At 58.8% G+C, this 18,815-nt stretch carries 23 protein-coding genes; 2 read left to right on the plus strand and 21 right to left on the minus strand.

Annotation, left to right across the window (positions count from 1 at the left end):
* Positions 1-4 precede the first annotated feature (4 nt).
* From rpsN to rpsL, 19 genes are all read right to left on the minus strand, one after another.
* Entirely contained in the window at positions 5-310 is a 306-nt protein-coding gene (gene rpsN, locus KX729_RS02350; protein WP_219740824.1) for a 30S ribosomal protein S14, read from the minus strand.
* 33 nt (positions 311-343) lie between these two features.
* Entirely contained in the window at positions 344-901 is a 558-nt protein-coding gene (gene rplE, locus KX729_RS02355) for a 50S ribosomal protein L5 (RefSeq protein WP_219740825.1), read from the minus strand.
* The gene (gene rplX, locus KX729_RS02360; protein WP_219740826.1) at positions 894-1,202 is read right to left on the minus strand and encodes a 50S ribosomal protein L24; all 309 of its coding nucleotides are present in this window, start codon (positions 1,200-1,202) and stop codon (positions 894-896) included. Before rplX ends, rplE begins: the two co-directional genes overlap by 8 nt.
* 15 nt (positions 1,203-1,217) lie before the next feature.
* Positions 1,218-1,586 carry a 50S ribosomal protein L14 gene (gene rplN / locus KX729_RS02365; protein WP_105374405.1) on the minus strand — a complete coding sequence of 123 codons (369 nt, stop codon included), beginning with the start codon at positions 1,584-1,586 and terminating at the stop codon, positions 1,218-1,220.
* A gap of 245 nt (positions 1,587-1,831) precedes the next feature.
* Positions 1,832-2,068 carry a 30S ribosomal protein S17 gene (rpsQ, locus tag KX729_RS02370; protein ID WP_219740827.1) on the minus strand — a complete coding sequence of 79 codons (237 nt, stop codon included), beginning with the start codon at positions 2,066-2,068 and terminating at the stop codon, positions 1,832-1,834.
* Positions 2,069-2,079: 11 nt separating this feature from the next.
* Positions 2,080-2,280 carry a 50S ribosomal protein L29 gene (gene rpmC, locus KX729_RS02375; RefSeq protein WP_219740828.1) on the minus strand — a complete coding sequence of 67 codons (201 nt, stop codon included), beginning with the start codon at positions 2,278-2,280 and terminating at the stop codon, positions 2,080-2,082.
* 12 nt (positions 2,281-2,292) lie between these two features.
* Positions 2,293-2,706, minus strand: a complete 414-nt coding sequence (gene rplP / locus KX729_RS02380; protein WP_219740829.1) for a 50S ribosomal protein L16 — start codon at positions 2,704-2,706, stop codon at positions 2,293-2,295.
* A 38-nt stretch (positions 2,707-2,744) separates the two neighbouring features.
* Positions 2,745-3,491 carry a 30S ribosomal protein S3 gene (rpsC, locus tag KX729_RS02385; protein ID WP_219740830.1) on the minus strand — a complete coding sequence of 249 codons (747 nt, stop codon included), beginning with the start codon at positions 3,489-3,491 and terminating at the stop codon, positions 2,745-2,747.
* On the minus strand, positions 3,491-3,880 hold the full coding sequence (rplV, locus tag KX729_RS02390) for a 50S ribosomal protein L22 (RefSeq protein WP_219740831.1): 390 nt from the start codon (positions 3,878-3,880) through the stop codon (positions 3,491-3,493). The genes rpsC and rplV overlap by 1 nt, the downstream gene beginning before the upstream one ends.
* Before the next feature lie 2 nt (positions 3,881-3,882).
* Positions 3,883-4,161: a 30S ribosomal protein S19 gene (gene rpsS / locus KX729_RS02395; protein WP_219740832.1), complete on the minus strand. Its 279-nt coding sequence runs from the start codon at positions 4,159-4,161 to the stop codon at positions 3,883-3,885.
* Between the two features lie 16 nt (positions 4,162-4,177).
* Positions 4,178-5,011, minus strand: coding sequence for a 50S ribosomal protein L2 (gene rplB / locus KX729_RS02400; protein ID WP_219740833.1), 834 nt, complete (start codon positions 5,009-5,011; stop codon positions 4,178-4,180).
* A gap of 11 nt (positions 5,012-5,022) precedes the next feature.
* Positions 5,023-5,316, minus strand: a complete 294-nt coding sequence (locus tag KX729_RS02405) for a 50S ribosomal protein L23 (RefSeq protein WP_219740834.1) — start codon at positions 5,314-5,316, stop codon at positions 5,023-5,025.
* On the minus strand, positions 5,313-5,933 hold the full coding sequence (gene rplD / locus KX729_RS02410; RefSeq protein ID WP_219740835.1) for a 50S ribosomal protein L4: 621 nt from the start codon (positions 5,931-5,933) through the stop codon (positions 5,313-5,315). Before rplD ends, KX729_RS02405 begins: the two co-directional genes overlap by 4 nt.
* 13 nt (positions 5,934-5,946) lie before the next feature.
* Entirely contained in the window at positions 5,947-6,588 is a 642-nt protein-coding gene (rplC, locus tag KX729_RS02415) for a 50S ribosomal protein L3 (RefSeq protein WP_219740836.1), read from the minus strand.
* 37 nt (positions 6,589-6,625) lie between these two features.
* Complete coding sequence (rpsJ, locus tag KX729_RS02420; RefSeq protein WP_003547547.1) at positions 6,626-6,934, minus strand: 30S ribosomal protein S10; 309 nt, start codon at positions 6,932-6,934, stop codon at positions 6,626-6,628.
* 325 nt (positions 6,935-7,259) lie between these two features.
* Positions 7,260-8,435, minus strand: coding sequence for an elongation factor Tu (tuf, locus tag KX729_RS02425; protein WP_219740837.1), 1,176 nt, complete (start codon positions 8,433-8,435; stop codon positions 7,260-7,262).
* A 66-nt stretch (positions 8,436-8,501) separates the two neighbouring features.
* Complete coding sequence (fusA, locus tag KX729_RS02430) at positions 8,502-10,601, minus strand: elongation factor G (RefSeq protein WP_219740838.1); 2,100 nt, start codon at positions 10,599-10,601, stop codon at positions 8,502-8,504.
* Positions 10,602-10,634: 33 nt separating this feature from the next.
* A complete protein-coding gene (gene rpsG, locus KX729_RS02435) occupies positions 10,635-11,105 on the minus strand; it encodes a 30S ribosomal protein S7 (protein ID WP_219740839.1) in 471 nt (156 codons plus the stop codon).
* Between the two features lie 84 nt (positions 11,106-11,189).
* Positions 11,190-11,561, minus strand: a complete 372-nt coding sequence (rpsL, locus tag KX729_RS02440) for a 30S ribosomal protein S12 (RefSeq protein WP_003547537.1) — start codon at positions 11,559-11,561, stop codon at positions 11,190-11,192.
* Positions 11,562-12,045: 484 nt separating this feature from the next.
* Between rpsL and KX729_RS02445 the strand changes: the two genes are divergently transcribed.
* A complete protein-coding gene (locus KX729_RS02445) occupies positions 12,046-12,339 on the plus strand; it encodes a transcriptional regulator (protein WP_219740840.1) in 294 nt (97 codons plus the stop codon).
* A gap of 4 nt (positions 12,340-12,343) precedes the next feature.
* Here the strand turns inward: KX729_RS02445 and KX729_RS02450 are convergent, their stop codons facing one another.
* Entirely contained in the window at positions 12,344-13,432 is a 1,089-nt protein-coding gene (locus KX729_RS02450; RefSeq protein WP_312990539.1) for a helix-turn-helix transcriptional regulator, read from the minus strand.
* Between the two features lie 288 nt (positions 13,433-13,720).
* Here KX729_RS02450 and KX729_RS02455 point away from each other — a divergent pair, with 288 nt between their 5' ends.
* Positions 13,721-14,431: an acid phosphatase gene (locus tag KX729_RS02455; protein WP_219740842.1), complete on the plus strand. Its 711-nt coding sequence runs from the start codon at positions 13,721-13,723 to the stop codon at positions 14,429-14,431.
* A gap of 175 nt (positions 14,432-14,606) precedes the next feature.
* On the opposite strand, the gene rpoC is transcribed toward KX729_RS02455, so the two are convergent.
* The gene (gene rpoC / locus KX729_RS02460) at positions 14,607-18,812 is read right to left on the minus strand and encodes a DNA-directed RNA polymerase subunit beta' (RefSeq protein ID WP_219740843.1); all 4,206 of its coding nucleotides are present in this window, start codon (positions 18,810-18,812) and stop codon (positions 14,607-14,609) included.
* Positions 18,813-18,815 lie beyond the last annotated feature (3 nt).

The following is an 18,815-nucleotide window of genomic DNA, read 5'->3' on the forward strand; positions in this document are numbered from 1 at the left end:
CTCCTTACCAGCTCGACTTAACAATGCCCGGCACCTTGCCGAGATTGCCCAGCTCACGAAGCGCGATACGCGACATCTTGAGCTTGCGATAGAAAGCGCGCGGACGACCGGTGACTTCGCAACGGTTGCGGATACGCGTCTTCGAGCCATCGCGCGAAAGCGAGGCGAGCTTGATAGTTGCCTTGAACCGCTCTTCGATCGGAAGTTCCTGGTTCATGATGGTCGCCTTCAGGACTGCACGCTTGGCAGCCTGGTTGGCAACGGTCTTGCGGCGGCGCTTGTTCTTTTCAACTGCGCTGGTCTTCGCCATATCGGAGTTCCTTTTTAACGCTCGTCGTTACGGTTACTGGCGGAACGGGAAGTTGAACTCTTTCAGAAGAGCCCGTGCTTCGTCGTCCTTGGTAGCCGTCGTGCAAACGATGATGTCCATGCCCCACATCTGATCAACCTTGTCGTAGTTGATCTCAGGGAACACGATGTGTTCCTTGAGGCCCATGGCGAAGTTGCCACGGCCGTCAAAGGACTTCGGGTTCAGGCCGCGGAAGTCGCGAACGCGCGGAAGCGCGATGTTGATCAGGCGATCCATGAATTCGTACATGCGGGCGCCGCGCAGGGTAACCTTCGCGCCGATCGGCATGTGTTCGCGAACCTTGAAGCCTGCAATCGAGTTGCGGGCCTTCGTGATGACCGGCTTCTGGCCGGCGATCGCTGCAAGGTCGGCAGCTGCGACAGTGGGCTTCTTGGAGTCGGCGGTAGCTTCGCCCACGCCCATGTTGATGACGATCTTGTCCAGCTTGGGGATCATCATGTCGTTTGCGTAGGAGAACTGCTCCTTCAACGCGGCGCGGATGCGCGCGTTGTAGTCTGCCTTGAGCCGCGGCTCATACTTTGCCTCAGCCATCGATCACATCTCCCGTACGCTTGGCGACACGCACCTTCTTGCCGTCGACGACGGAGAAGCCAACGCGGGTCGGCTTGCCGTCTTTCGCGACGATCGCGATGTTCGACAGATGAATGGACGCTTCCTTGTTGATGATGCCGGCTTCCTGCGTCTGAGACTGACGCTGGTGGCGCTTCACCATGTTGATGCCACGCACGAATGCGCGATCTTCCTTAGGCATGACCTGGAGAACTTCGCCGGTACGGCCCTTGTCCTTGCCTGCCAATACGACGACGTTGTCGCCCTTCTTGATCTTGTTCATGTGTCCCGCTCCCTCTTACAGAACTTCCGGAGCCAGCGAGATGATCTTCATATGGTTCTTGGCGCGAAGTTCGCGCGGAACCGGTCCGAAGATACGGGTGCCGATCGGCTCTTTCTTGTTGTCGATGAGAACCGCTGCGTTGTTATCGAAGCGGATGACGCTGCCGTCCGGACGACGGATGTCCTTGGCGGTACGCACAACTACCGCCTTCATCACGTCACCCTTCTTGACGCGGCCGCGCGGGATAGCTTCCTTGATCGAAACGACGATAACGTCGCCGATCGAAGCATACTTGCGCTTGGAGCCGCCCAGCACCTTGATGCACATGACACGACGTGCGCCGGAATTATCCGCCACGTCGAGGTTTGTTTGCATCTGAATCATGTCAGGTCGCCTTTTTCTAATGAACCGGAGCGACCGGGCGTCAGAAACGCTCGGAGCCGGCTATGGACAGAATTTCATGTGCGCGGGTGGGGTCTTGCCAAGGTGGTTTCCTTAAAAGGACCTTCCCTGCGCTCAAAGCAAAAGAACGCTCGTTGCCGAGCGTTCCACGCCAGTGGCGTGCTTCTTACAGGATTCTGTGCCGGACGCAAGGCCCAAAGCCCCTGCCCGGCACAAAACTGTATTAATTAGGCCTGGGCGGAGATAACCGTCCAGGTCTTGTCCTTGGAGATCGGTGCGCATTCCTCGATGGAAACGATATCACCTACCTTGTACTGGTTGTTTTCGTCATGCGCCTTGTACTTCTTCGAACGGCGGACCGTCTTCTGAAGCAGCGGATGCGCGAAGCGGCGCTCGACGCGGACAACAACGGTCTTCTCGTTCTTGTCGGAAACGACTACGCCCTGCAGAATGCGTTTCGGCATATTATTCTTCCTTAGGCCTTGGCTTCTGCCGCCTTCTGGCGGGCAATGGTTTTCACGCGAGCGATGTCCTTGCGAACTTCGTTGATGCGCGAGGACTTTTCGAGCTGACCGGTGGCCTTCTGGAAGCGCAGGTTGAACTGCTCCTTCTTCAGGTCGCCAAGCTTGTCCTTGAGCTGATCGGCGGTGAGGCCGCGAACGTCTTCGGCTTTCATCTTGCCTTCTCCTTACTCTGCGATGCGCTGTACGAAGCGCGTCTTAACCGAGAGCTTGGCGGCGCCGAGAGTGAGGGCCTCGCGAGCGAGTTCCTCCGGAACACCATCGATCTCGAACATCATACGACCGGGCTTGACCTTGCACGCCCAGTATTCGACGCCGCCCTTACCTTTACCCATACGCACTTCGGTCGGCTTGGCGGTGACCGGAACGTCCGGAAACACGCGGATCCAGACACGACCGGCGCGCTTCATGGCACGCGTGATCGCGCGGCGGGCCGCCTCGATCTCGCGGGCGTTGACGCGGTTGGGTTCCAGCGACTTCAGGCCGAATTCGCCGAAAGCCAGGTCGAAGCCGCCCTTGGCCACACCCTTGATGCGACCCTTGAACTGCTTGCGGTACTTGGTACGCTTTGGCTGCAACATTTTATTACTTCTCCGAGCTTATCTTTCGCCAGCGTTGATCAAGCGTTTTCGCGTTCGCGACGGCGATCACCACGGTCGCCACGATCGCCGCGTTCACGGCTTGCGGGACCCTGTGCATCACCTTCCATCGCACGACGCTCAGAAGCCATCGGATCGTGCTCAAGGATTTCGCCCTTGAAGATCCAGACCTTGATGCCGCAGATGCCGAATGCGGTTTCGGCTTCAGCCGTACCGTAGTCGATGTCTGCACGCAGCGTGTGAAGCGGAACGCGACCTTCGCGGTACCATTCCGTACGGGCGATTTCTGCACCACCGAGACGGCCGGCGCAGGTGATCTTGATGCCTTCTGCACCGAGACGCATGGCCGACTGAACGGCACGCTTCATCGCACGGCGGAAAGCCACGCGGCGCTCGAGCTGCTGGGCGATCGACTGGGCGACGAGCGTCGAGTCGATTTCCGGCTTGCGCACTTCAACGATGTTGAGGTGCGTTTCCGAGTTGGTCATCGTGGAAAGCGTCTTGCGAAGCTTTTCGATGTCTGCACCCTTCTTGCCGATGATCAGACCCGGGCGAGCCGAGTGGATCGTGACGCGGCACTTCTTGTGCGGACGCTCGATGACGACCTTGGCGATACCGGCCTGCTTGAGTTCCTTCATCAGGTAGGCGCGGATCTTCAGGTCTTCGTGGAGCAGCTGGCCGTATTCGGCATTGTCGGCGAACCAACGGCTGTCCCAGGTACGGTTAATGCCGAGGCGGAAGCCGATCGGATTAATTTTCTGGCCCATTATGCGGCCTCCCCTTTTTCCTCGACTTCGCGAACGACGATCGTCAGATGCGCGAACGGCTTTTCGATGCGCGATGCACGGCCGCGGCCACGAGCGTGGAAGCGCTTCATCACGATCGACTTGCCGACGTATGCTTCTGCAACGACCAGGCTGTCGACATCGAGGTCATGGTTGTTTTCGGCGTTTGCGATAGCAGACTCGAGGGTCTTCTTCACGGTGCCGGCGATACGCTTGCGGGAGAACTCGAGTTCGGCGAGCGCGCGATCCACCTTCTTGCCGCGGATGAGAGCGGCAACGAGGTTCAGCTTCTGGGGGCTGACGCGGAGCGTGCGCGCAACTGCCTGCGCCTCGTTGTCCTTCAGCCGGCGTTCGGTCTTAGCCTTCGCCATGATTACTTCCTCTTCGCCTTCTTGTCCGCGCCGTGACCGTAATAGGTACGGGTGGGAGCGAATTCACCGAACTTATGTCCGACCATGTCTTCGTTGACGCCGACCGGAATATGCTTCGAACCGTTGTAGACGCCAAACGTCAAACCAACGAACTGCGGCAAGATCGTGGAGCGACGGCTCCAGATCTTGATGACTTCTGCACGTCCGCCTTCGCGCACCTTCTCAGCCTTCTTGAGAAGATAGCCGTCAACAAACGGACCTTTCCATACTGAACGAGCCATTGAACGACTTCCTCTCTTACTTCTTCACGTGGCGCGAACGCATGATGAACTTGTCCGTGGACTTGTTCGAACGCGTACGCTTGCCCTTGGTCGGCTTGCCCCACGGGGTCACCGGATGGCGACCACCGGAGGTGCGGCCTTCACCACCGCCGTGCGGATGGTCGACCGGGTTCATGACAACGCCGCGAACGTGCGGACGCTTGCCACGCCATACGGAACGACCGGCCTTGCCGTCGTTGATGTTGCCGTGGTCCGGGTTGGAAACGGCGCCGATGGTTGCCAGGCAGGAGCCCGGAACGAGGCGCTGTTCGCCGGAGTTCAGGCGAAGGATCGCCATGCCCTGGTCGCGGCCGACGAGCTGAACGTAGGTGCCTGCCGAACGGGCGATCTGACCGCCCTTGCCCGGCTTCATCTCGACGTTATGAACGATCGAGCCAACCGGAATGTACTGCAGCGGCATGGTGTTGCCCGGCTTCACGTCGACAGCCTTGTCGGAAGCGATGACCTTATCGCCGGCAGCGAGGCGCTGCGGAGCGAGGATGTAGGCCTGGTCGCCATCCGTGTAGGTGATGAGCGCGATGAACGCGGTGCGGTTCGGGTCGTATTCCAGACGCTCTACGGTGCCTTCGATGTCGAACTTGCGACGCTTGAAGTCAACGAGACGGTAGGAACGCTTGTGACCACCACCCTGGTAGCGCACGGTGATGCGACCGAGGTTGTTGCGGCCGCCCTTCTTGGACAGACCTTCGGTGAGCGTCTTGACCGGCTTGCCCTTCCAGAGGCCCGAGCGGTCGACGATGACCAGCTGACGCTGGCTCGGGGTCGTCGGATTGTAGCTTTTAAGTGCCATTGTACTTTACCTCAGAGACCGGTGGAGACGTCGATCGTCTGACCTTCGGCCAGGGTGACGACAGCCTTCTTGACGTCCTTCTGCTTGCCGGTGAAGCCCTTGAAGCGCTTCACCTTGCCCTTGCGGACCAGCGTATTGACGGCAGTGACCTTCACACCGAAGAGTGCTTCTACGGCAGCCTTGATTTCAGGCTTCGAAGCAGTCTTGGCAACGTTGAAGACAACCTGGTTCTGTTCGGATACCAGCGTCGACTTTTCGGTGATCGAGGGAGATACGATCACATCATAGTGGCGAAGATCGGTCACTTGAAACGCTCCTCTAGAGCTTCAACTGCGGCCTTCGACAGCACGAGCTTGCCGCGACGCAGAATGTCGTAAACATTGATGCCCTGTACCGGCAGAACGTCCACGTTCGGGATGTTCTGAGCAGCAAGCTTGAAGTTATTGTCAAGCTCGGCGCCGCCGATGAAGAGCACGTTGGTGAGGCCGAGCGTCTCGAACGAACCGGCGAGCAGCTTGGTCTTTGCTTCAGCAGCAACCAGGTTGTCGACGATGATCAGGTCTTCAGCCTTCATCTTTGCAGACAGGGCGTGACGCAGGGCAAGAGCGCGAACCTTCTTGGGAAGGTCATGCTCGTGGCTACGGACAACTGGACCATGAGCCCGACCACCGCCGCGGAACTGCGGAGCGCGTGCCGAATGGTGACGAGCGCGGCCCGTACCCTTCTGCTTGTACATCTTGGCGCCGGTGCGCGACACTTCGGCGCGGGTCAGCGTCTTGTGCGAACCCTGCTGCTTCTTGGCGAGCTGGTAACGCACCATACGTGCGAGGATGTCCTCGCGAGGGTCGAGGCCGAAGATCGCATCTGACAGGGAGACCTTGCCGGCGTCTTTTCCCTCAAGGGTCTTGACGTTAAATTCCATGTTCCTGGCTCCCTTACTTCGCGGCCGACTTGACGGCATCGCGAACTTCGATCCAGGCGCCCTTGGAGCCGGGGACGGCACCCTTGACGAGGATCAGGCCGCGGCCTTCATCGGTGGAGACAACTTCGAGGTTCTGCGTGGTGATACGCGTCTGGCCCATATGACCAGCCATGCGCTTGCCCTTCCAGACTTTGCCCGGATCCTGGTTGTTACCAGTCGAACCATGCGAACGGTGCGAAACGGACACACCGTGCGTGGCACGCAGACCACCGAAGTTATGGCGCTTCATGGCGCCGGCGAAACCCTTACCGATCGAGGTACCGGTTACGTCAACCAGCTGGCCAGCGGAGAAATGGTCCGCCTTCAGCTCGGTGCCGACTTCGATCAAATTGTCTTCGGAAACACGAAACTCGATGAGCTTCGCCTTCGGCTCGACATTGGCGACAGCAAAACTGCCGCGCTCAGCCTTGGAGGTGTTCTTCACCTTGGCCGCGCCTGCACCCAGCTGAAGAGCGGTATAACCGTTCTTCTCGACAGTGCGCTGTGCGACGACCTGGCAGTTCTCCAGCCGCAATACGGTTACCGGGATATGCTCGCCAGCGTCATTGTAGACGCGGGTCATACCCACCTTCTGTGCAATTACACCTGAACGCATCGGTTCAATCCTTCTCACTCAGCTCGAGACCTCGGTCTCAGAGCTTGATCTCAACATCGACGCCTGCGGCGAGATCGAGCTTCATCAGCGCGTCTACCGTCTGGGGCGTCGGGTCAACGATGTCGAGAAGGCGCTTATGGGTGCGCATCTCGAACTGCTCGCGGCTCTTCTTGTCGATGTGGGGGGACCGGTTAACCGTAAACTTCTCGATGCGGGTCGGAAGCGGAACGGGGCCCCGGACACTAGCTCCGGTGCGCTTCGCCGTCGACACGATCTCGCGCGTAGAAGCGTCGAGAATCCGGTGATCGAATGCCTTAAGGCGAATGCGGATATTTTGGCCGTTCATTCGACGTTATCCTTGTTATCTGTACCTCCGTGCCTAACGACAGGACACGGGTTGTTCGTTTTCCTAAGGCGGGACCACCGGTTTCAAAGATCGAAGAGGACGCGAGCTGCATCCCATTCCAGTCTTCGGGCCATTCGGCCCACCTTATGTCTATTGATTGCCGCCCCACCCATTGATTCAATCAATGAACCGAAGCAGGGGCAAATTGCGCTCGCGCGCCATTTGCTACATTTTTATGTCATAAGCAAGCGGCTTTGGGCCGCTTGCTTAAAAGAAATCCATGCAACCGACGCAGATCTGGTCTGCGTCGATTTATTTGGATCAATTACTCGATGATCGAGGCAACGATGCCTGCGCCGACGGTACGGCCGCCTTCGCGGATTGCGAAGCGCAGCTTTTCTTCCATGGCGATCGGAACGATCAGCTCGACCGAAACCGTGACGTTGTCGCCAGGCATAACCATTTCCGTGCCTTCCGGCAGCGAAACGATACCCGTGACGTCCGTCGTGCGGAAGTAGAACTGCGGACGGTAGTTGGTGAAGAACGGCGTATGACGGCCGCCTTCTTCCTTCGTCAGGATGTAGGCTTCTGCCATGAACTTCTTGTGCGGCTTGACCGAACCCGGCTTGCACAGGATCTGGCCACGCTCGACGCCATCACGGTTAACACCGCGAACCAGAGCGCCGATGTTGTCGCCGGCCTGACCCTGGTCGAGCAGCTTGCGGAACATTTCAACGCCGGTGACGGTGGTCTTCGAGGTGGCGCGGATGCCGACGATCTCGACTTCTTCACCAACCTTGACGATGCCGCGCTCGACGCGACCGGTCACGACCGTACCACGACCCGAGATCGAGAACACGTCTTCGATCGGCATCAGGAACGGCATGTTGATCGGACGCTCAGGCGTCGGGATGTAGGCATCGACAGCCGCCATCAGTTCGCGGATCGCGTCTTCGCCGATCTTCTTGTCGGAATCTTCGAGAGCGGCCAGTGCCGAACCCTTGACGATCGGAATGTCGTCGCCCGGGAAGTCGTAGGACGACAGAAGTTCGCGAACTTCCAGTTCGACGAGCTCCAGAAGTTCTGCGTCGTCGACCTGGTCGACCTTGTTCAGGAACACGACGATTGCCGGAACGCCAACCTGGCGAGCGAGCAGGATGTGCTCGCGCGTCTGCGGCATCGGGCCGTCAGCTGCAGAGCAAACCAGGATCGCACCGTCCATCTGTGCGGCACCGGTGATCATGTTCTTGACGTAGTCGGCGTGGCCGGGGCAGTCAACGTGAGCATAGTGACGAGCAGGCGTCTCGTATTCGACGTGAGCCGTCGAAATGGTGATGCCACGTGCCTTTTCTTCCGGCGCTGCGTCGATCTGGTCATACGCCTTGAACTCGCCGAAATACTTCGTGATCGCGGCTGTCAGCGACGTCTTGCCATGGTCAACGTGACCAATCGTGCCGATGTTGACGTGCGGCTTATTGCGCTCAAACTTGCTCTTTGCCATTTCCGGCTCTCCGTTCTTTTCCCCGTCAGGGGTTATCTCTCAAATTGTTGGGCGGGGTTACCCCGGTCACTTCTGACCGGAGTACTTAGCCTGGATTTCGGTTGCGACGTTGTTCGGAACCGGTGCGTAGTGGTCGAAAGTCATCGAATACTGCGCGCGGCCCTGGGACATGGAGCGCAGGTTGTCGACGTACTTGAACATGTTCGCCAGCGGCACGTGAGCGTTGATCACGATCGCTATGCCGCGCTGTTCCTGGCCCTGGATCTGGCCACGACGGGAGTTCAGGTCGCCGATAACGTCGCCGACATAATCTTCCGGCGTCACGACTTCGACCTTCATCATCGGCTCGAGCAGCTGAGCGCCGGCCTTCTTGGCTGCTTCACGGAAGCAGGCACGCGATGCGATTTCGAAGGCGAGAACCGACGAGTCGACGTCGTGGAAGGCGCCGTCGATGAGGGTCGCCTTGACGCCCAGCATCGGGAAGCCAGCGAGCGGACCCGAAGACAGAACGCTTTCGATACCCTTCTGAACGCCCGGGATGTATTCCTTCGGAACAGAACCACCGACGATCTTGGACTCGAACTTGAACTCTTCGCCTTCCGGGTTCGGTTCGAAGACGATCTTGACGCGCGCGAACTGACCGGTACCACCGGACTGCTTCTTGTGCGTGTAGTCTTCTTCGTGCTGGCGCGTGATGGTTTCGCGGTAAGCAACCTGCGGAGCACCGACGTTGGCTTCAACCTTGAACTCGCGACGCATACGGTCGACGAGAATGTCGAGGTGAAGTTCGCCCATGCCTGCAATGATCGTCTGGCCGGATTCCTGGTCGGTCTTGACGCGGAACGACGGGTCTTCAGCTGCCAGGCGGTTGAGCGCGAGGCCCATCTTTTCCTGGTCGCCCTTGGACTTCGGCTCGATCGCGATCTGGATGACCGGCTCGGGGAATTCCATGCGCTCAAGAATAACCGGCTTCAGCGGATCGCAGAGCGTATCGCCAGTGGTGGTTTCCTTGAGGCCGGCGAGAGCAACGATGTCGCCTGCAAAGGCTTCTTCGATGTCTTCACGGGAATTCGAGTGCATCTGCAACATACGGCCGACACGCTCGCGCTTGTCCTTGACCGTGTTGATGACAGATACGCCCTTTTCGAGCTTGCCCGAGTAGATGCGGGCGAACGTCAGCGAACCGACGAAGGGGTCGTTCATGATCTTGAACGCCAGCATCGCAAGCGGCTCGCTATCGTCAGCGTGACGCTCGATCTCAGCTTCGGTCTTGAAGTCGATGCCCTTGATCGCCGGAATATCGAGCGGCGACGGCAGGTATTCGACAACGGCGTCGAGAAGCGGCTGAACGCCCTTGTTCTTGAAGGCAGTGCCGCAGAACATCGGGTGGAACTTGACGTCGATCGTGCCGCGGCGAACCAGGGCGCGGATCTTCTCGTTGTCCGGCATGATGCCGTTCAGGTAGTCTTCCAGAGCCTGCTCGTCGACTTCGACGACCGTCTCGATGAGCTTCTCGCGGTATTCTTCGGCACGATCCTTGAGATCTTCCGGAATTTCCACGACGTCCCACTGCGCGCCAAGCGATTCATCGCGCCAGACGAGAGCGTTCATCTCGATCAGGTCGACAACGCCCTTGAACTCGGTTTCTGCACCGATCGGCAGCTGCATGACGACAGCCGTTGCGCCGAGGCGGGTCTTGATCATCTCGACCGAGCGATAGAAGTCCGCACCGGTCTTGTCCATCTTGTTGCAGAAGATCATGCGCGGAACGTTGTACTTCTCGGCCTGACGCCAGACGGTTTCCGTCTGCGGCTCTACGCCTGCGTTGGCGTCGAGAAGAGCGATCGCACCGTCGAGAACGCGCAGCGAACGTTCGACTTCGATGGTGAAGTCGACGTGGCCGGGGGTGTCGATGATGTTGAAGCGGCGCATCTTGCCGTCACGGCCCTTCCAGAAGGTCGTGGTCGCAGCAGACGTGATCGTGATGCCACGCTCCTGCTCCTGCTCCATCCAGTCCATCGTGGCTGCGCCGTCGTGAACTTCGCCGATCTTGTGCGACTTACCGGTGTAATAAAGGATACGCTCGGTGGTCGTGGTCTTGCCGGCGTCGATATGCGCCATGATACCGAAATTTCGGTAGTCTTCGATTTTATACTCGCGAGCCATAGGACTGCCTTTCGAAATTCGATCGGATGAGGATTACCAACGGTAGTGCGAGAATGCGCGGTTCGCGTCAGCCATCTTGTGCGTGTCTTCACGCTTCTTGACAGCCGAGCCGCGGTTGTTTGCGGCGTCCATGAGTTCGCCGGAAAGGCGATCGACCATCGTCGTTTCGTTGCGCTTGCGGGCAGCAGCAATAACCCAGCGGATCGCGAGAGCCTGGCGGCGTTCCGGACGCACGTCGACCGGAACCTGGTAGGTCGCACCACCGACGCGGCGCGAACGGACTTCAACATGCGGCGCGACATTGTCGAGCGCCGAATGGAAGACGGCCAGCGGATCACCCTTGGATTTGCCCTGCACGACGTCAAACGCGCCGTAAACGATGCTTTCGGCAACAGACTTCTTGCCGTGGAGCATGATGGCATTCATGAACTTCGTAACGATGAGATCACCGAACTTCGGATCCGGGTTGATCTCGCGCTTTTCTGCACTATGGCGTCTGGACATACTTCTTGTCTCTCAATTGTTACGGGGCGCTTTATCACGCGGAGAACCTCGCGCAGCGCCAAAAAATCTGGAAAGCCCGAAGGATTACTTCGGACGCTTCGCACCGTACTTCGAACGGCGCTGCTTACGGTTCTTGACACCCTGGGTATCGAGAACGCCGCGGATGATGTGGTAACGAACGCCCGGCAAGTCCTTGACGCGGCCGCCACGGATCATGACGACAGAGTGTTCCTGCAGGTTGTGACCTTCACCCGGAATGTAGCCGATGACTTCGAAGCCATTGGTCAGACGGATCTTGGCAACCTTACGGAGAGCCGAGTTCGGCTTCTTCGGGGTCGTCGTGTAGACGCGGGTGCAAACGCCGCGCTTCTGCGGGTTTTCCTGCAGTGCAGGAACCTTGTTACGCTTTACGTTTGCCTGACGGGGCTTACGGATCAGCTGGTTTACGGTAGGCATATACCCATCCCTTACGTGTTTTCAGTACCCTCTCGGGCCGATATGGTGCCGTTTCCGGCGGCGGCACACACATTTCCTCATGCGCTAAACGTGGCCCGATCCGTATCCGGATGAACCACAGAAGGCAGAGGACGCATTCCTCATGCGTCATGCGTGCAGCATTCGTGTCTTAAACGTGCGTATGGAGGCTTGTTTGAGGCGTATTCCGGAACGAGTCATCCCGGACGGACAAGCCTCACATCGCATCCGATGCGGGGCGTGTACTGTTTTCCCCCCTGCCCGTCAAGTGCTACCGGGAAATTAATGCCCGAAACCCTTGGTTTGCCGCCCTTTCGGGAACCTTGGCAGACAAGGTTTCGTGACATTTTGCGCGTCCGCGCCAATAGTGTTTGGGAATCGCATCAGACCACACTAAAGAAGGCTGGAACAATCCTTTCGGTCAGCCCTTTGGGCTAATGACCGGGAATCGCCTTCGGAGCAGACCATGATCGCCAACCCCGACAACGACAACAACCTCGACGGCCCGATGGTCTTTATCATCATCGGCAAGGGATATGAAGTGAAGGGCGGCGAAGGCATCGACCTTCACATCATGCTGCGCGCCCCCGACGACGATTCTGCCGTGCGCGAGGCGTTGAATGCCCTCACCGAGGAAGGTTTCATCGAGGCCGACCTCGACCAGATCGGCGTGTTGACCGACGAGCCGAACGAAGAGCCGCACGCATCGGCCTATCAGGGCGCGCTCGAAGGCGAAGTCGCCATCATCCGTTTCGAATAACCGCTCAATTGCCTTGCGGCGAATACCGCGTGACAACGGACAGCCGGCGGATCAGGTCGGCATGTCCGGCGCTTGCCGTCTTTGCATAGATGGACTTCGCGACGCTGCGAACCGTCTCATGCGACAGGTTCAGGTTTTCGGCCACGACCGGCAGAGCATGGCCGGACAGCATTTCGGATGCCACCCTCGCCTCGCCTCTCGTCAGATCATAAAGCCCGCGCAGGATCGGGAAAACGCCGTCCGGCGTTTCCGTCGGTTTCGAGACAACGACGATTGCCGCAGCCGAAGGCGCAAGATCGCGGGCATCCTTCTGCAGCGGCACGATATGCAGGACACATGCGTCCCTATCATCGCCGCCAGGCAAGGGGATGGATTGCACGGCGTCACCACTGAACAATTTCAAGCCCTCGACAAGCTGCGAATGCGCCTTGGGATCCTTGAGGGCAAGCATGTCGCGGCTGAGAAACGTGATCTGGTTCAACTCTTCGAAATCACCGTTGGCGGCAATGACGCGGCGGTCGGCTGCGACAACTGCCGCAGGCGCACCGATGGCGGACAGGCCGATCAGCATTTTCTGAGCGCTTTGCCGTTCCATCTCGGCTGACAAAAGCATGCCGCGAGCCAGATGCGGCCGCAGGCGGTTGAGCATGTCGATCGATTGGGGACCGATCCGTCCTTGCTCGAGCCTGCGCTCGAAGATCACCACCATCTGGCGCGCACCGGGCGTGGGGATCACCGTCGCGGTGCCGTAGCCGAAACCGCGCGGAACAAGAAAGTCACGATAGATGGGCAATTCCTGCCATTCGTTTTCGGAAAACAGGTCGAAATCCTGAACGAAGGAATATTGGCCTTTTTTCACGGCCCTCTCCAGTCGCTCGTTCCTTTCGGCCCAGCCACCGGCGACGAAATCATCGAATAATATGCCGGCGTTCGGGGTGAGCATCCAGGTGCCGAGCGCGCCGCTGCTTGCCGTGGTTGCTCCGATGAAGAAATCGCCCGTTTTGCAGATAGCGGAAATAACGGCAGGCCAGCGTTCCGGAAAGACCGAGGCCTCGTAAATAGTGGCTATGATATCGTCGAGTTCAGTCGCCACCGACGAGTTCCTCCGCATTTCCCAGGCGAATTTTTAAAAGCATTTCTTCTGGAACATCAACAATTTGAAGCTCTCTGCCGCAATATTGTTCCGCCGATCTGGCGTCATATCCTGGGCACGCCCCTCGGCAGGATTCGCAAGGTTGTCTTTCCGCCACCGAACCACTCTGGATAATGCATTGAAAACATGGATAAAAGTTAATCTTCCAAACCGGTTGACTGTCATGGAAGTAAAATAATCGCTCTCTAGTGCTCGCTGCGCAGTCACCGCTAGATCAAGGAATCCGACATGCGCACCGCTTCCAAGTTCATCTCGCTCGGCCTGGCTTTCGCCTTCGCCGTCGCATCGCCAGTTCTCGCCGAAGAAAAGGCCAAGCCTTTTACCGACGCGAAGGAAGTCAATCTTCTCAATCTGCTTCCGCCGCCGGCAGCCAATGATTCCGCCAAGACCAAGCAGGAAGTCGGCGAGCTCCTTTCCATCCAGGTTACCCGCACCAAGGCCATGGAAGACCGCGCCATTGCCGACGTCGAGGAAAACGTCTGGCGTTTCGCCGATGTCGTGAACAATCCGAAGTTCACCAAGGACAACCTGCCGAAGCTCGCCGCCTTCTTCGACCGCGTCGTCGAGACCGAAGCGGCCGTCGTCGATCCGGCCAAGGATGTCTGGAAGCGCCCCCGCCCTCACCTTCTTTATCCCGACCTCGTCAAGCCGGTCGTTCCGCTGTCGAAGTCCGGCTCCTATCCGTCGGGCCATACGACGGTCGGCACGCTGATGGGCGTCGTGCTCGCCAATATGCTGCCGGAGAAAAAGGATGCGATCATGGCTCGCGCCTGGGAATTCGGCTGGAACCGCGTCATCGGCGGCATTCACTATCCGTCCGATATCGAGGCCGGCCGCATCTCGGGCATCTCGATCGCCCAGACGATCATGCAGCATGACGACTACAAGGCTGAATTCGAGGCCGCCAAGGCAGAGCTGCGCACCGCGCTTGGAATGTAAAGTCTTCAATCAGAGATGTGAAAAGCCGCCGGAGCAATCCGGCGGCTTTCATGTTTCTGAAACGGCGCCCATCGCTCCGCCGTCATCCTGGTTCTTCCACCTCAACTCCATATGCAAAAAGCCGCCCGGATTGCTCCGGGCGGCTTTCTCAATTCTATCGGAAAGTTCCGACCGATTACTCGGCCGGGGTATTTTCCGGGTTCATGTCCTGCAGCATCGGGGTGGCAGAACCGGCGCCTGAACCCTTCTTGCGCTCCTCGAGGATGAGGTCGTCGCGCGAAGTGGCGATGCGGCGGATCTGGGTCATGGTGCCGCCCGTACCAGCCGGGATGAGACGGCCGACGATGACGTTTTCCTTTAGACCCTGCAACGTGTCCATCTTGCCGGCGATCGCAGCTTCCGTGAGAACCTTGGTGGTTTCCTGGAAAGATGCGGCCGAGATGAAGGACGGCGTCTGCAGCGATGCCTTGGTGATGCCGAGCAGAACCGGATCGCCGTAAGCGGGCTTCTTGCCTTCTTCGGCAAGACGCTCGTTGGCTTCATCCAGCTCGATCCGGTCGACATTGTCACCGACGATATACTGGCTGTCGCCAGAGTCGGTGATCTCGACCTTCTGCAGCATCTGACGGACGATGACCTCGATGTGCTTGTCGTTGATGACAACGCCCTGCAGACGGTAGACTTCCTGGATTTCGTTCACGAGGTAGGAAGCGAGTGCTTCCACGCCCTTGATCGCCAGGATGTCGTGCGGCGCAGGATTGCCGTCGAGGATGTAGTCGCCCTTTTCGATGTAGTCGCCTTCCTGAAGATGGAAGGGCTTGCCCTTCGGGATCAGGTATTCGACCGGTTCGACACCGTCTTCCGCCGGCTCGATCATGACGCGACGCTTGTTCTTGTAGTCGCGGCCGAGGCGGATCGTACCATCGATCTCAGCGATGATGGCGTGGTCCTTCGGACGACGAGCTTCGAACAGTTCTGCGACGCGCGGCAGACCACCGGTGATGTCCTTGGTCTTGGCGCTTTCCATCGGGATACGTGCAAGCACGTCGCCCTGGGATACCTTCTGGCCCGGTTCTACGGACAGAATGGCCTCGACGTTGAGGTTGAAGCGGGCTTCACCACCACGCGACAGCTTCATGATCGCACCGGAAGCGTCCTTGATGACGATTGCCGGCTTCAGATCCACGCCACGCGGGGTCGCGCGCCAGTCGATGACCTGGCGCTTGGTGATGCCGGTGGATTCGTCGGTCGATTCCGAAACCGAGATACCGTCGACGACGTCCTCGAACTGAACCGTACCGGCGACTTCCGTCATCATCGGGCGTGTGTAGGGGTCCCACTCGGCCAGACGCTGACCGCGACGAACCTTGTCGCTATCGTCGACAAGGATCTTCGAACCGTAAGCCACGCGCTGCGACGACCGCTCGACGCCACGTTCGTCGAGAATGGTGATCGCCATGTTGCGGCCCATCGCGACGAGAACGCCTTCCGAGTTGCGCAGCATGTTGCGGTTCTTGATCTGGATCGTGCCTTCGTAAGACGCTTCCAGGAACGACGAGTCGACCACGTTTGCCGTGCCACCAAGGTGGAACGTACGCATGGTCAGCTGGGTACCCGGCTCGCCGATCGACTGTGCCGCGATGACGCCGACGGCTTCGCCCATGTTGACCGGCGTACCGCGAGCAAGGTCGCGGCCGTAGCAGACAGAGCAGACGCCCGTCTGGACTTCGCAAGTCAGTGCCGAGCGAATGCGGATCGACTGGATGCCGGCCTTTTCGATCTCGATGACATCCGGTTCAAGAATCATCTTGCCCGCATCAACGATGCGCTCACCCGTGACCGGATGATCGATATCGTCAAGAGCGGTACGGCCGAGAACGCGGGCACCGATGGAAGCCACGACCTGACCGGCGTCAACGATCGCCGTCATGGTGAGGCCGCTTTCGGTGCCGCAATCGACCAGGTTGACGATGCAGTCCTGCGCCACGTCGACGAGACGACGGGTCAGGTAACCGGAGTTCGCGGTCTTCAGAGCGGTGTCTGCAAGGCCCTTACGGGCACCGTGGGTCGAGTTGAAGTACTCGTTAACGGTCAGGCCTTCCTTGAAGTTCGAGATGATCGGCGTCTCGATGATTTCACCCGACGGCTTCGCCATCAGGCCGCGCATGCCGCCCAGCTGGCGCATCTGGTTCGGAGAACCGCGGGCACCCGAGTGGGACATCATGTAGATCGCGTTCATCGGCTTCTGGCGACCGTTGTCGTCGAATTCGACAGCCTTAATGCGGGCCATCATGTCTTCGGCGACCTTTTCGGTTGCCTTGCCCCAGGCGTCGACGACCTTGTTGTACTTTTCGCCCTGAGTGATCAGGCCGTCATTGTACTGCTGCTCGTATTCCTTCACCAGAGCTTCGGTATCACCGACGATCTTCACCTTGGTGTCCGGAATGATCATGTCGTCCTTGCCGAACGAAATGCCGGCGCGGCAGGCATGGGTAAAGCCGAGCTGCATGATGCGGTCGCAGAAGATCACCGTGTCCTTCTGGCCGCAGTGACGGTAGACCGTGTCGATCATCTTGGAGATGTTCTTCTTGGTCATTTCCTGGTTGCAGGTCTCGTAGGGGACCTTGAAGTTCTTCGGCAGAAGTTCGCCGATGATCATGCGGCCAGGCGTCGTGTCATGGATCTTGGAGACCGGCTTGCCGTTCTCGTCGACCGTCTTGAAACGACCCTTGATCTTGGCGTGCAGCGTGACGACCTTGTTTTCCAGTGCATGGAGCAGTTCGCCCATGTCGGAGAAGGCCATGCCCTGGCCCGGCTCGTTCTCGTTCATGATCGAGAGGTAGTACAGGCCGAGAACCATGTCCTGCGACGGAACGATGATCGGTGCACCGTTTGCCGGGTGCAGGATGTTGTTCGTCGACATCATCAGGACGCGGGCTTCGAGCTGGGCTTCGAGCGACAGCGGCACGTGAACAGCCATCTGGTCACCGTCGAAGTCGGCGTTGAAGGCCGTGCAGACGAGCGGGTGCAGCTGGATGGCCTTGCCTTCGACCAGGATCGGTTCGAAGGCCTGGATGCCCAGGCGGTGCAGCGTCGGTGCGCGGTTCAACAGAACCGGATGCTCGCGGATGACCTCGTCGAGGATATCCCAGACTTCCGGCTTTTCCTTTTCAACCAGCTTCTTGGCCTGCTTGACGGTCGAGGAGTAACCCTTGGCGTCGAGGCGGGCGTAGATGAACGGCTTGAACAGTTCGAGCGCCATCTTCTTCGGCAGGCCGCACTGGTGCAGCTTCAGTTCCGGACCGGTCACGATGACCGAACGACCGGAATAGTCGACGCGCTTGCCGAGAAGGTTCTGGCGGAAGCGGCCCTGCTTGCCCTTCAGCATATCGGACAGCGACTTCAGCGGACGCTTGTTGGCGCCGGTGATGACGCGGCCACGACGGCCGTTGTCGAACAGCGCGTCCACAGATTCCTGCAGCATGCGCTTTTCGTTGCGGATGATGATGCCCGGAGCGCGCAGTTCGATCAGGCGCTTCAGACGGTTGTTACGGTTGATGACGCGGCGATAGAGATCGTTTAGGTCGGAGGTCGCAAAACGGCCGCCATCGAGCGGAACCAGCGGGCGCAGGTCCGGCGGGATGACAGGAACGACCTTCATGATCATCCATTCCGGGCGGTTGCCGGATTCGATGAAATTCTCGACGATCTTCAGACGCTTCATCAGCTTCTTCTGCTTGAGATCCGAAGTGGTCTCAGCAAGGTCCGCACGAAGGTCACCGGCGATCTTCTCAAGGTTCATGGAAGCCAGCATTTCATAGATGGCTTCAGCACCGATCATCGCCGTGAACTGGTCTTCACCATATTCATCGACGGCAATGATGTACTCTTCTTCGGAAAGAAGCTGGTTTTCCTTGAGCGCGGTCAGGCCCGGCTCAGTCACGATGTAGTTCTCGAAATAGAGAACGCGCTCGACATCCTTCAGCGTCATGTCGAGGAGCGTCGAGATACGCGACGGAAGCGACTTCAGGAACCAGATATGGGCAACCGGAGCTGCGAGCTCGATATGGCCCATACGCTCGCGGCGAACGCGCGACAGCGTGACTTCGACGCCGCACTTTTCGCAGATGATGCCCTTGTACTTCATGCGCTTGTACTTGCCGCACAGGCACTCATAGTCCTTGATCGGACCAAAGATACGCGCGCAGAACAGGCCGTCGCGTTCCGGCTTGAACGTACGGTAGTTGATGGTCTCCGGCTTTTTGATTTCGCCGTAGGACCAGGAGAGAATCTTCTCCGGCGACGCGATCGAAATCCGGATCGAGTCGAAGTGCTGTGCAGGCACCTGCGGATTGAAAAGGTTCATGACCTCTTGGTTCATGCC

Origin of the sequence: Neorhizobium populisoli (assembly GCF_019430945.1) — a bacterium.
GTDB classification, from domain to species: domain Bacteria; phylum Pseudomonadota; class Alphaproteobacteria; order Rhizobiales; family Rhizobiaceae; genus Neorhizobium; species Neorhizobium populisoli.